The following is a 13,764-nucleotide window of genomic DNA, read 5'->3' as shown; positions in this document are numbered from 1 at the left end:
GCCCACAGCGAAAGGAGACAGGGAAATGATTTATCTGGATAATGGGGCAACCACTTACCATAAGCCTGAGGCGGTCATCCAGGCAGTGGCCGATGCCATGCGCCATATGGGGAATTCAGGCAGGGGAAGCCATCAGGCATCCCTGGGTGCTGCCAGGACCATATATGATACAAGGGTTCTTGTGTCGGAACTGTTCGGTCTTGGCAATCCCCTGCAGGTGGCATTCACCGCCAACTCAACCGCCAGCCTGAACATGGCTGTCCGGGGCATCTTTTCACCGGGCGACCATGTGATTACCACCATGCTGGAACACAATTCCGTGCTCCGGCCCCTGTACATGATGAGGGAAAATGGCGTGGAACTGACCATTGTCAGGGCCGACAGCCTGGGAAACATACGGTATGAGGACATGGAGGCAGCCATCCGGGCAAACACAAAGGGAATCATATGCACCCATGCATCCAACCTTACGGGGAACCTGGTGGATATTGCCAGGGTGGGGGAAATCTGCCGGAGGGCATCCCTGGTGTTCATACTGGACGCATCCCAGACAGCAGGGGTATTTGACATAGACATGGAGAAGATGGGGATTGACGTGCTCTGCTTTACCGGACACAAAAGCCTGATGGGCCCACAGGGGACTGGGGGGATATGTGTACGGGAAGGCATTTCCATACGTCCTCTGATGGCAGGGGGAAGCGGGACCCACAGCTATTCGGAGATACATCCCACAGACATGCCGGAGGCACTGGAAGCAGGCACGGTTAACGGGCATGGCATTGCAGGGCTTCATGCTGCCCTGGAGTTTATAAAGGAAACCGGGATGGAGACAATCCGCGGCAGGGAGCAGATGCTGATGGGACGTTTCTACCAAGGGGTTTCGGGTATCCCAGGAGTCACCGTATACGGGGATTTTTCCCACATGGACCTTCACGCGCCGGTGGTGGCATTGAATATCCGGGACTATGATTCGGGTGAGGTATCGGATGGACTTGCAATGGATTATGGGATTTATACCAGGGCAGGGGCCCACTGCGCGCCCCTGATGCACCAGGCGCTGGGAACCGTGGGGCAGGGAGCGGTCCGTTTTTCCATGTCCTATTATAACACGGAGGAAGAGATGGACCAGGCCGTGCTGGCGGTAAGGGAAATTGCCGGATCAATGTAAGATATCAATCATAAAAACAGGGGGGATACACACTATGGGTAATATTGATTCCAAAAGAAAACTGATGATGTATGGCGGAGTGCTGGGAGTGGTTGGGGCGCTGCTGGCACTGATGGGAAATCCCAGAAATATGGCAATCTGTATTGCCTGCTTCATACGGGATACGGCGGGGGCCATGAAGTTCCATCAGGCAGCGGTTGTACAATATGTGAGGCCGGAAATCGTGGGCATTGTGCTGGGGGCATTCATCCTATCCATGGCAACAAGGGAATACCGCTCCACGGCCGGTTCTTCACCCATGATACGGTTCCTGCTGGGGGTCATCATGATGATAGGTTCCCTGGCATTCCTGGGATGCCCCCTGAGGATGGTCATCCGGATGGCGGCTGGCGACCTGAATGCATATGTGGCCCTCGTCGGTTTCGGGCTTGGGACTGTCACAGGCACCGTGGCCTTAAAGCGGGGATTCAGCCTTGGGCGCGCCTATGAGACAAGGGCTTACAGCGGTTACATCCTTCCCTCCTTCCTGGTGGTGGTTTTGATTGCCAGTGTTGCCACAGGAGTCATGGCGGTCAGTGAGAAGGGACCGGGCAGTATGCACGCTCCGGTACTGATTTCCCTTGCAGGCGGTCTGGCTTTCGGTATGGTGTCACAGCGCTGCAGGACCTGCTTTGCAGGCGGTTTCAGGGATTTATTCCTGATGAGGAATTATGACCTGCTTACCATCATTGGCGGTTTTTTTGTGGTCATGCTTATCTATAACATGGCGTCAGGAGGCTTCAGGCTGTCCTTTGACGGCCAGCCGGTGGCGCACTCCCAGCATCTGTGGAACATACTTGGAATGTATGCAGTGGGGTTTGCAGCGGTATTGGCAGGGGGATGCCCATTAAGGCAGCTGATTCTGGCAGGGCAGGGTTCCTCAGACTCCGCAGTGACATTCCTGGGGCTTTTTGTGGGGGCTGCCTGCTGCCATAACTTTGGATTTGCAGCCGCGGCAGCAGCAGCGGCCACAGAGACATCCCCGGCAGTGGCCGGAGGGCTTCAGGGCGCGGGAAAAGCAGCGGTTATCGTATGTATCGCGGTCCTGTTTGTAATCGGGTTTGTACCAAGAAAAGAACAGATATAAGAAAGGGGACAATATTATGGCGTATGAAGTAGATGCAAGAGGCTTATCCTGCCCGGAACCTGTCCTTCTGACAGCCAATGCGCTGAAAACCCATGGCAGCGGACCAATCCAGGTCCTGGTAAGCGAAAACCATACAAAAGAGAACGTGAGGAAATATGGAATCAGCCAGGGTAAAAAGGTGACGGTGGAACCGGACGGACGGGGATACAGGCTGATCATTGAGTAGTACCGGCGCCGCCCGGCACCGGGAAGACGGGGTGGAGGATATGAGGAAAAAAGAACTGAGACTGGTCATAACATTCCATACAACGGCAGAGGCCATCGCCATGGAGACAGTCTGCCGCAAAGAGGATATCCCGGGACGCCTGATACCGGTGCCAAGGCAGATATCCGCTGGCTGCGGCCTGTCCTGGAGCATGCCCCCGTCATGGCGGGAAAACATGATGGGAATCATGGGCAGGCAGGGATTGGGGTATCAGACCATGGGGGAGTACCTGATATAGGGAAATGCTGTAAGAAAATGTTTTATTTGACAGAAGCCGCCGGAGGGCGGCTTTTATGCTGTTCTGGAAACATGGTCCGTAATATGGGCTGGGATTGCATGTATGCTTCATCCTGCCGGATTCATTTATGAAAATACTTATTTTACTCCCAATCCATTCAAGCATATGCCCCTTTTTAAAGTCACTTTTTTTCTGAAAACCAGGTTCATATTTTTGCTGATTTTCCATATTGATTCCTGTAGTCTTCAGGTTCAAATAGATGAAAACATGATAGTTCTCCCGTGGTGCAACTGATTGTCCCTCCGTTTCCTCCGGTGTGGTCCAATCTGTATGTTCACAAATGTATGTTCTAAAATGTACGCACCCAAATGTACGTACCCAAATGTACGTACCAAAATGTATGTTCCAATAGGGGACACTTTTCTGAAATGGGATTTTATCCACAATCAGTACCCCTTCCGAAACAGGGCTTCCTTCTTACATCATGCCCATTCCAACGCGTAAAAGGATTTGGGGTATCTGTTATCTGTGCTGTAAAAGCCAGTGTTCCAGTTCATCTGTCTCATCCAATATTCCGTTTTGTCCATTATACAGGGACAAATCCCTGCTAAGCGGAAATCCATCCATGAAATCCGATACAATCTTATGGTTCCGGCTTATGACAAGGGTACAGGAACTGTCCCAGGAAACAATTTCCACCTCGGCCAGGGGATGCTGGATGGAGACAGGATTGGTCCAGAATCCAGGATACATGTCAGCGTAAGGCAGGTCATATTCCAGCACCTGAGCCAGGGATATATGTCTGGGAAAACCGGAGAGGACAGCCCAGATCCACTGGAAATCCTCCGTCTCAACCATGCAGGTCAGTTCTTCGCCTGAAAGCCATCCATACCGGTCATACTGAAATATCCGCTGGTAAAAGGCTTCGGTCCGGGTGCAACACTGACAGTCCGTGATGAGCCAGTTATAGTCCTTCTGGACATGTTGAACCGACTGGAACAGTTTTTTCAGATAGGTATGACCTGCTTCACCTTTTTCAAGAATCGCGCCCTTCATTCCCTCACCTCTTTCTTTTTACAGGCAGTTATCCTTTAACATGGAATGATTATAGCAAAAGACCATCCCAAAATACAGGTTATTGTGAAATTAAGTATTGTGAAATTAAGATTTCTTAAGATTTATATGATGCAATTTCCATGAGATTATTTTTTATCATAGACCTATGAAAAGAGGAGTGACAAGATGATGGAACATGGAAAACCAATCATATATGTTAAGAACGTGCGCAAGGTTTACCGGATGGGGGACGAGGAAGTGGTAGCCCTCAAAAGGATTAATCTGAAAATCTATAAAGGAGAGGTATGCTGTATTTTCGGCACGTCGGGTTCTGGAAAGAGTACGCTTTTGAACCAGCTGGCCGGGATGGAGAAACCCACGCAAGGGCAGGTGTTCATCCGCGGGAAAAGTATCTCCCGTATGGGTGAGGAGGAACTGGCCGCCTTCCGTCAGGAGCATATGAGCTTTATCTTTCAGTCCTATAATCTGCTGCCGTCCATGACAGCGGTTGAAAATGTGGCCATGCCCCTTATGTTTAAGGGAGTGGACCGGAAGCGGCGTGAGGCTATGGCAGAAGATCTGTTAAGACGTGTAGGACTTTCACACAGACTTCACCATTATCCCTCCCAGATGTCCGGAGGACAGCAGCAGAGGGCGGGGATTGCCAGGGCATTTGTATCCAGGCCTGAGGTGGTGTTTGCAGATGAACCTACCGGTAATCTGGACACAAAGACAACAGCGGAGATCATGGACATGGTCATGGGATTTGCCAGAAGATTCAACCAGACCATCATACTGGTGACCCATGACCCGGGTATGTCCAAGTATGCAGACCGGATTGTGACGCTGGTGGATGGCGTCATAACGGGAGATGAAAGGAAGGGACAGTGACGATGGAGATGAAAGGAATAATGAAAAGAATGATAAAAAGAGCAGCGGCCGTGGCGATTGCAGCTATTTTGATAATAGGAATGTGTGGCAGCGTCATGGCGGAGGAGATGGGCAGCCTGGCAATACGGGAAGCTATTGCCGCAGAAGGGACAGATGGAAGGGATGGGGGCGGAGGGGCAGGGACAGGAGGAACGGAAGCCGGAGGGGCAGGAACAGGAGGAACGGAAGCCGGAGGGGCAGGAACATTTCAGCCAGGCAGGGAGACGGGCGGTTCAGGCTCTGATTCCGGCGGTGCGGGCCAGGGCGGAGAAAACCAGGGCGGCAGCGGGGGAAACAACGGCAATACGGAAGGCTCCAATAAGCCGGACGATGGAGAAGCTGGAAGCGGCAGCCTTTGGGTGGGCGGATATGATATTTTTGCACTGGGCGGTTCAAAGGACACCCTGGATGTGCTGCGCAAAGGGCGTCAGGCAAAAGTGGTGGTCAATTTAAGAAGCAATGGAATCAAGACAAGCGAGGTGGGAAAACGGGGGGTAACCGTGACCAAGATGAGCGACAGCTTCCGGAATGGGGAAAATCCAAAGGTAAAGATTACATCGGATAAGGAGGATGACCTGGAGCTTACAGTTACATTTTCAAAGCTTACATACACGGGGAAGGGAGATGTCTTGAGGCTGAAGGTGGGATTTAAAAGTTCGGGAATCCCCCCGGAACAGCTGGAGGTGAACATTTCGGAATGCGAGGAGTCTGCTCCCAGGGAAAACGGGGATACAGGAAACACCACAGGACAGCCAATCATAAGGGTCAGGCGAATCTCACCGCAGAACCCTGTAGGCCCAGGAGACCGCTTCACCCTGGAAGTGGAACTTGAGAACACCAGCAAAGATGCGGATATCGAGGATATGGTGGTAAACGTATCACCGGGAACCTCCCTGTTCATTGGCGATGATACCAACGCCAGAATCGTCAGCCGCCTGGACACGGGAAGGACTGAAAACGTCAAATTCAACCTGATTGCGGGACAGGATATATCCGGCCCCAGCCAGCTCATTGATTTAGAATTAAAATACAACTACTATTCAGGAGGACAACTGACGCCGGCCACCTCTGCCCAGAAGGTTCTTCTGCCTGTAAAAGGAGGCACGGCCACAGGCCAGCCCATACTGCGGATAGACAGAGGCCCCATGGGTCCGGTTAATTCCGGCCAGCCGTTCCAGATCCTTTTAAAGATGGAAAATACCGACACAGCCAAAGGTATCCGGAATCTTACAGCTACCTTTGAACCAAATGACCAGATATCCCTTTTGGAGGCAACGGATACACGGCAGATAGGGGATATAGGCCCGGGGCAGTCCGTGGATGTGCCCGTGAACCTTAAGGCAGGCTCCGAGCTGTCATCCGCTGCATCCCAGCTTTTGGGAGTTACATTGAAGTTTGACTATGATACAGATAAGGGAACGGTCCAGGGCACATACTCTGAGAGGATTGTGGTGCCTACCAATGGCAGGACAACCATACCGGGAGCCCCCACACCTAATATCATACTGACTAATTATACATATGGAGATAAAGTCTCAGCAGGGCAGGTGTTTCATCTGAACATGGAATTCATGAATACCAGCCAGGGTTCGCCCATTGAAAATGTGGTCATTTCCCTGGAAACAGGGGAAGGGCTATCCATTAATTCATCCTCCAACACGTTTTATGTTCCAAAGATGGGGCCGGGGGAGAGAAAAAATCAGCAGGTGGATGTCCAGGCATTGTTCCAGACAAAAGATTCCAAAATACAGTCCCCTAAGATAACCATATCGTGTAAATATGAGTATATTGATAAGACGGAGAGAAAGCAGTCCACTGCTACTGAAACCATTGCAGTACCGGTTTACCAGCCTGACCGGTTCCAGGTAAGTCCGCCTTCTTTTGTGGAAGAAATCCGCCAGAATGAGGAGACCACCATCTCCCTTCCTTATGTGAACAAGGGCAGGGGGCAGGTGTACAATGTGGAGGCCAGTCTGGAAGGCGACATCCAGGTTATTGACAGAAGCCTGAACCTGGGGAATTTTGATGCAGGAAAGAGCGGGACCATTGATTTCATCGCAACCCCGAAAAAAGCAGGAACCTTTGAGGGCAAGGTAAAGGTGACATATGAGGATGAGTCCATGGAGGTAAGGACAATGGAGATTCCTGTGACATTCGAGGTAAAGGAAGGTGCTGCCGAGGAAACGGCTGGCCCTGATATGATGGATGGGGAAATGGACGGAGGAAGAAAACCAGACTGGAAATTGCCGGCGGTTATTCTTACCGCGGTGCTGCTTGCAGGGATTCTGTGGATAAAGAGGAAAAAATCCAGGGGATTGAATGCCCGGAACAGGAGCCAGGGACAGACTGAATGGGATATGTTGGAAGACAGCCAGGGAGAGGATGGCTGGGATGAAGAAGAGGATAGCCAGGGACAGGCTGGCTGGAATGAAGAAGAGGGCAGCCGGGAACAGGCTGGCTGGGATGAAGAAGAGGGCAGCCAGGGAGAGGCTGGCTGGAATGAAGAAGAGGGCAGCCGGAAACAGGCTGGCTGGGATGAAGAAGAGGACAGCCAGGGAGAGGCTGGCTGGGATGAAGAAGAGGGCAGCCGGGAACAGGATGGCTGGGATGAAGAAGAGGGCAGCCGGGAACAGACTGACTGGGATGGTGTGAAGGCCGTCCAGGAACAGGACGGCTGGGACGGATCAGAGGACAGCCAGATCCGGGATAGCTGGGATGAACCGGAGGACGCCCGGTCTGGAAACCGGCTTACAGAAAACGAGGAAGACAGATCATGAAAACAAAGGACTTACTCACCATATGTATCCAGAACCTGACCCGCCACAAGAGCAGGACCTTTCTCACCGTATTGGGAGTCATCATAGGCTGCTGCTCCGTGGTCATCATGATATCCATTGGAATCGGAATGAAGGAGGCGCAGAAGAGCATGCTGGCCCAGATGGGGGACCTTACCATCATCAACGTATATCCGGCGGGTAAAGGGGGCCGTTCGGCAAAGCTGGATAACAAGGCAATCCGGCGTTTAAAGGAAATGGAGTCGGTGGAAGCAGCCACCCCAAAACTAACAGCGGAAAATATACCCCTGACCCTGTATGCGGGTAGGAACCGGCGTTACAGATCCACTTACGCCACCATTGTGGGCATTGACGTGAAGGCGGCTGAATCAATGGGATATAAGCTGACAGAAGGGGCGTGGGACAAGGCGGGAAGGGACGGTGTCTTTGTGGGGGAGAATTTTGCCTATATGTTTGAGGACACCAAGAGGCCCCCTGGCAGGAATACAGTTGATATGTACAGCGGATATGATAACCTGGATGAAAGGGGAATGCCCGTAAAGCCCCAGCCATATTTTGACCCTTTGAAAACATCCTATACACTGGATATCAGCAGCGATAAGGAGGATGATAAGAAAATCACGCGCCAGCTGGAAGCCGCGGGTAGAATGAAGGAGGATTTCGGAAAAGGGGAGGAGACATCCATGGGACTTGTCATGGACCTGGAAATGCTTAAGACCTTACTGGACCAGCAGGCTAAGCTGAGCGGTAAGAAGCCGGAGTGGAAAAAAGGGTATTCAGGTGCTTTGGTGAAGGTTAAGGATATGAATCAGGTGGCAGAGGTGGAGATGGAAATAAAACGCATGGGATTTAGGACCAGCTCCATGGAGACCATCCGCAAGCCCATGGAACAGGAGGCCAGGCAGAAGCAGATGATGCTGGGCGGCCTGGGAGCGATTTCCCTGTTCGTGGCAGCCCTGGGAATCACCAACACCATGATCATGTCCATATCTGAGCGGACCAGGGAAATCGGTGTCATGAAGTCTCTGGGGTGTTTTGTCAGGGACATAAGGAAGATATTCCTGCTGGAAGCAGGCTTTATCGGGTTTTTAGGAGGAGTGACAGGGACTGTATTCAGTTATGCCATATCTTTCATCATGAATATGACATCGGGAGGCATGTCATCCTCAGCCATGGACATGGGACTTGTCATGGACGCGGGCATGGCGGGCGCCCCCTCCAGGCTGTCCGTGATACCTTGGTGGCTGTCCCTGTTTGCAATCCTGTTTTCCATTGCGGTCGGCGTGGGGGCAGGTTATTACCCGGCCGGCAAAGCAGTAAGGATTTCGGCGCTGGAGGCAATCAAACATGACTGACAGGAGGGAACGGCTGGACAGAAGGAATGGAAACAGCTGTATATATCTGACTGTTTTGGTGGAAGAGACAGGGCATCTGAGATATAATAGAAAATAGTTTTACCATGCTGGGATATCCATGGCAGGGATATGGAACAAAAACATGCAATCATGAAGAGAGGTGTCAGGTTGGACAAGCGGAAGATTTTATTTGCAGATGACGATCCGGAGATACGCGAGGTAGTGAGGATCCTGCTGGAGAGCGAGGGATACCAGGTTGTGGAGGCAGAGAACGGGGAGCAGGCGGCGTCCATGGCAGACGATACATTCGACCTGATCATACTGGATGTGATGATGCCGGGACGTAATGGATTCTCAGCCTGCGCAGAGATACGCAGAAGGTTAAACACCCCCATCCTGTTCCTTACGGCCCGCACCCAGGATTCTGACAAGACCATGGGATTCGGGGCAGGCGGTGACGACTATCTTTCCAAACCATTTTCCTATGCGGAGCTGGCGGCCAGGGTAAAGGCCATGATACGCCGGTATCATGTATATAAAGGAAAGGAGGAGGACGGAGAGGAATCCATAGCTGTTAAGGATCTGGTGATTCAGAAATCATTTAACGAGGTCATGAAAAATGGCGGGGAGATTCTTCTCACGGACCTGGAATACCGTATCCTTTTACTGCTGGCGTCCAACCGGGGCAAACTGTTTACCATTGAGAACATCTATGAGAGCGTCTGGGGGGAAGCCTATTATTACAGCGCCAATAATACGGTGATGGTCCATATCAGGAATCTTCGAAAGAAACTTGAGGCAGATCCGAAGAATCCCAAATATATTGTCAATGTATGGGGAAAGGGGTACCGCATTGAGTAAAAGAAGAAGTTTCAGCAGGCTGGGGACAGAGCTTACCATGGCGGCAGTGGCGTCGGCCCTTGTTTCACTGGCCCTGTATATGGCCCTTAATACAGTGCTATTTGGCATACTGGACCGGGTTTGTTTCAGTGAAACCAGAATGATCATGAGGGAGCAGGCATGTGTGGGACGGCTCCAGGCATATGTGACAGGGAATGGACTGTCCACGGATGACAGTAAGATGCTGGACAAGTGGGCGTCAGGCGAGAAGAACCTTCTCATTACCATCTATAAAGACGGCAGGTTCCGTTACAGCAATGACGCCAAGGTGATGGTGATGGTCCCGGAAATGAATGAATGGGAAGATACTTCATGGCTCTATGAAGTGCAATTTACAGACGGGACAGCCCAGGCAGGAGTCAGCTATTATGTGGAGTACGGCTACTATGCCGCTGCCAGTGTGCTGGGCGGCGTGATATCCATGACAGCGTTTGCCCTGATACTGGTCATGCTGATCCGCGGGAAAATCAGGTACATAGATTTGATGGAACAGGAGATACAGATACTGAAAGGAGGGGACCTGGATTACCGGATTACGGTGAAGGGAAAGGATGAGCTTGCCTCCCTGGCATCGGAAATCGATGCCATGCGCTGTGCCATCAAGGAACGGCAGCAGAAGGAGGAGGAAGCGGGAAAGGCGAACCGCGAACTTGTCACCGCCATGTCCCATGACCTGCGCACCCCCCTGACTTCCCTGTTAGGTTATGTGGACATACTCCAGATGGGAAAGGAGGGGGATGGCGGGCAGCAGAAAAAGTATCTGAATTCCATCCGGGAAAAGGCATACCAGATTAAGGAGCTTTCCGATAAATTGTTTGAGTATTTCATTGTGTACGGAAGGGAACGGGAGGAGCTTGAGAAAGAAGAGGTCAATGGAGCTGAATTCCTGGGCCAGATTGTGGAAGAGAGTCTTTTTGACATGGAGAGCGAGGGCTTTGACATCAGGCGCAGTTCCGATGAAATCAATTGCAGGCTTTTGGCGGACATCAATCTGTGCCGCCGGGTATTCGGAAATATTTTTTCCAATCTGTTAAAATACGCGGACAGGAACCGCCCGGTAACCGTATCCTATGAACAGCGGGAAGATTGTCTTATCATCTGTTTCGGCAACTATGTGGCAGGGGATGCAGATGTAAAGGAAAGCACAGGAATCGGCCTTAAGACCTGCGCAAAAATCATCGAGGACCATGGCGGGAGTTTTTATATCGGACAGGAGGACGGCTTTTTCCTGACACGGATAAGCTTTCCACTCATCATTTCCTGATGCCTTGTTTTCCTGAAAATCCGTGCACAGTCATCACTGCCAAAAGGGGCCGGAAAAATGAAGTTTGATTAACTCCGTTTTTCCGGCCCCTTGGCGTTGCTGATGTTCCGTTTCGTCCGTATCACATGATTCCGGTGTGGTTACTTAACTGTTCCTACAATCCTTATGTTCCCGCCCTCGTTAAACATCCCGCTGCAATTATACTGCCAGATGCCTTTTGATAAGGCAATCTCCTTTGCTGCATCCGCAGAACCGATTGTAATCCTCTGTTCTTTATTATTGGGGTCGAATAAAAATAAATCAACGGACCCGCCTTTAATGGTGGATGTGATATTTAAGGTTAAGACCTGATTGTCTTCAGCTTGGAATGAACCTGACTCGGATATATTAAAGGCATTTTTATTGCTTAGATTCATGACGGTATTTCCATCGGTAACAACATTGCCGATTATTTCGTGAGGGCGGCTGCCGTTGGAAACTAAATGGACCGTATCCTTCGTCCCATCCCATGTTACGGTATATCCAAGATATTCAAGTAATTCACTGACAGGCATGTAAAGGCTTGGGTCCGTCTCATTATCCGCTGTAACCGCAACTAAAGGTTTAGTGAGCGGGACAGCAGCCCCGTCCAGTGTTACCTTGGCAGTACTTAAATCTGCTGACTTAATGCCGTTTGCCGCAAAAGCAGTGGTTATTCCCACTGTCCCAATGATAAATCCTATTGCCAGACTCTTAATATCTAATTTTTTCATATCCAATCCTCCGACATCTGATTTCGTATATCCTATGTTCCATTCTATCACACTTCCTCGTAAGAGTAAATCAGGGACTTAGCTCTTGGGAAATTAACAAAAATGCCTTGAGATGGAATCGGCTTTATCGTATAGGTAAATATAATTATAAACAACTTCATAATTGGGGTATGCTAAAGGAAAAGGGGAGTGTTCCAATGAATGGGTTGTTTGGATGTATGAGATGCGAATAATATAAATAAACGGGGAATGTCCATGCTTTAGTTTTCAATGATTTAGCCATGCAATGAATATATGCTGTTCGTTATTCTGTATTATTGAGGACTCATCTTTTTTAATTTTTATTTCTATGATATAATACTACGATAGCATGATATGATTTTATACAATGCAAAAGCAATCGTTTAGGTGACCGATAGTTGAGATAAATGTAATACAAAATATATTTTCTTAAGAATTAATCTTTATATGTAAAGGAGTGGTTACGATGATAAATCTGTAAATGTAAAAGAATAGGGATTTTTGCTCCAGGTGGATTTATTAGGTTTTCCGCATATGATGGAAGTGTATCAGCTATTCCGGCTCAGTATTGTACTGTTGATAAAACCTCCGCAACGACAAATGTTGTATATGCAGATATATGGTATGATACTACTGGATATGTTGGATTTCTAGTTAATGGACTGGCGGCAAACGTATATTTCACACAAACAATAAGTTTTGTGGATAACCAGGAAAATTATAACAAGATACAGTGCTATTTGAATTACGATATGTGATATTGATAAAGAAAAGTGAAAGGACCACTTTATATGGGAATACAATTTCTTTGGACTATCATTGTAGGAAAATTCCTTCAGGTTCTTATTAACATTATTTTATTTTCACCGGCCATATTAGTGGCATTACTTTTATATAATTATTTCGTCAAAAAAAAGTGATTTAATATGGATTAAAAGGCCTTACCCCATAAGTTAAGATATACTTGGCCTTCAGATAAACAGTTCTGCTATGTTAACTGTTTATCTGAAGGAATGAATATCAAAAAGCCCTTGGATAGGGCAAGCTTCAGACTATAGACAACCAGTCTCCAAAAAGGGATGGTTGTTTTTTTGTAAATAAGGAATCCTGCCCTCACTCCGCATACGGCAGATCCACAACTGTATAGGGATGCCCCATGGCAGGCAGTATTTTATCAATCAAATCCCTGGTGCGCAGCAAAATGCTGGACGTATTCATACAGGGATGGCAGCCAAAGAATTCGCTGTCCAGCACGTCCTTGTCAATCAGCAGCCGTACCCGGTTTTCCTTATCGTTCATCAGGCCCAGAACCGTGACGGAGCCAGGTGTAAGGTCCATGAACTGTTCCATGAAATCAGGTTCCCCAAAGGAAAGGCGGGCGCTTCCAATCTGTTTGGAAAGCACTGCGGTCTTGAACTTTTTATTCCCGGGCATGAGAAGCAGGTAGAAATCGGTTTTCTGCGCATTGCGCAGGAACAGGTTCTTGCAGATTTCAGCGCCCAGAAGCTGGTCCACTTTGAGACATGCTTCGATGGTGGGAAGGGCGTCATGGTCCACCCTGGTATAAGGCACACCAAGGGAATCCAGCAGGTCATATGCACGGATTTCTTTCTCCAGACGGCCTGTAAGGTCAGCCGGGCGGCCCTGGTATAATGTATGGTCAATGTGGTAAAGCGGAAGGGATTCCGCGGCTTTATTCGTATCTGACATTTCTGCACCTCTTATTATATGGATTAATTGATGATTGGTTATTTCAGTTGAATGTAAGGACGCAAAAATCAGTATCATTATAGCACCGGAGAAAGTGGATGTCCATAAAAAACAGAGGAAAAAACAGTGTATTTCCAATTGTTCTTGCAGTCAGGCGGCATATCTGCTATACTGAATACAGTTG

12 protein-coding genes are annotated in these 13,764 nt (G+C 49.4%); 9 read left to right on the top strand and 3 right to left on the bottom strand.

The window, feature by feature from the left end; all coding sequences use genetic code 11:
- The first annotated feature begins 25 nt into the window (after positions 1–25).
- The 4 genes from LK536_RS40600 to LK536_RS40585 are packed head-to-tail and all read left to right on the top strand — an operon-like array spanning position 26 to position 2,797.
- Positions 26–1,168 carry an aminotransferase class V-fold PLP-dependent enzyme gene (locus LK536_RS40600; RefSeq protein ID WP_227795969.1) on the top strand — a complete coding sequence of 381 codons (1,143 nt, stop codon included), beginning with the start codon at positions 26–28 and terminating at the stop codon, positions 1,166–1,168.
- A gap of 34 nt (positions 1,169–1,202) precedes the next feature.
- Positions 1,203–2,294: a YedE family putative selenium transporter gene (yedE, locus tag LK536_RS40595; protein ID WP_227795970.1), complete on the top strand. Its 1,092-nt coding sequence runs from the start codon at positions 1,203–1,205 to the stop codon at positions 2,292–2,294.
- 16 nt (positions 2,295–2,310) lie between these two features.
- Positions 2,311–2,520 carry a sulfurtransferase TusA family protein gene (locus LK536_RS40590; protein ID WP_025486958.1) on the top strand — a complete coding sequence of 70 codons (210 nt, stop codon included), beginning with the start codon at positions 2,311–2,313 and terminating at the stop codon, positions 2,518–2,520.
- A 40-nt stretch (positions 2,521–2,560) separates the two neighbouring features.
- Positions 2,561–2,797 (top strand): putative Se/S carrier protein, encoded by a 237-nt coding sequence (locus LK536_RS40585; RefSeq protein WP_008716910.1) that lies wholly within the window; start codon positions 2,561–2,563, stop codon positions 2,795–2,797.
- 522 nt (positions 2,798–3,319) lie between these two features.
- Here the strand turns inward: LK536_RS40585 and LK536_RS40580 are convergent.
- Complete coding sequence (locus LK536_RS40580; protein WP_227795971.1) at positions 3,320–3,853, bottom strand: hypothetical protein; 534 nt, start codon at positions 3,851–3,853, stop codon at positions 3,320–3,322.
- 189 nt (positions 3,854–4,042) lie between these two features.
- Between LK536_RS40580 and LK536_RS40575 the strand changes: the two genes are divergently transcribed.
- The 5 genes from LK536_RS40575 (at position 4,043) to LK536_RS40555 (ending at position 11,097) form a co-directional block, all read left to right on the top strand.
- Positions 4,043–4,744: an ABC transporter ATP-binding protein gene (locus tag LK536_RS40575; protein WP_227796038.1), complete on the top strand. Its 702-nt coding sequence runs from the start codon at positions 4,043–4,045 to the stop codon at positions 4,742–4,744.
- Between the two features lie 29 nt (positions 4,745–4,773).
- Positions 4,774–7,560, top strand: a complete 2,787-nt coding sequence (locus LK536_RS40570; protein WP_227795972.1) for a hypothetical protein — start codon at positions 4,774–4,776, stop codon at positions 7,558–7,560.
- On the top strand, positions 7,557–8,933 hold the full coding sequence (locus LK536_RS40565) for an ABC transporter permease (protein ID WP_227795973.1): 1,377 nt from the start codon (positions 7,557–7,559) through the stop codon (positions 8,931–8,933). The genes LK536_RS40570 and LK536_RS40565 overlap by 4 nt, the downstream gene beginning before the upstream one ends.
- A gap of 129 nt (positions 8,934–9,062) precedes the next feature.
- Positions 9,063–9,794, top strand: a complete 732-nt coding sequence (locus LK536_RS40560; protein ID WP_120057931.1) for a response regulator transcription factor — start codon at positions 9,063–9,065, stop codon at positions 9,792–9,794.
- Entirely contained in the window at positions 9,787–11,097 is a 1,311-nt protein-coding gene (locus LK536_RS40555; protein ID WP_227795974.1) for a HAMP domain-containing sensor histidine kinase, read from the top strand. The genes LK536_RS40560 and LK536_RS40555 overlap by 8 nt, the downstream gene beginning before the upstream one ends.
- A gap of 140 nt (positions 11,098–11,237) precedes the next feature.
- Here LK536_RS40555 and LK536_RS40550 read toward each other — a convergent pair whose 3' ends face one another.
- Entirely contained in the window at positions 11,238–11,900 is a 663-nt protein-coding gene (locus tag LK536_RS40550) for a stalk domain-containing protein (RefSeq protein WP_227795975.1), read from the bottom strand.
- Positions 11,901–12,983: 1,083 nt separating this feature from the next.
- Complete coding sequence (locus LK536_RS40545) at positions 12,984–13,580, bottom strand: prolyl-tRNA synthetase associated domain-containing protein (RefSeq protein WP_227795976.1); 597 nt, start codon at positions 13,578–13,580, stop codon at positions 12,984–12,986.
- Between the last annotated feature and the right edge of the window lie 184 nt (positions 13,581–13,764).

It is taken from the genome of Clostridium pacaense, assembly GCF_020709765.2.
GTDB classification, from domain to species: Bacteria; Bacillota; Clostridia; order Lachnospirales; family Lachnospiraceae; genus Enterocloster; species Enterocloster hominis.
Note: the sequence above shows the minus strand (reverse complement) of the source record. Positions and strands in the feature narration are given on the sequence as shown.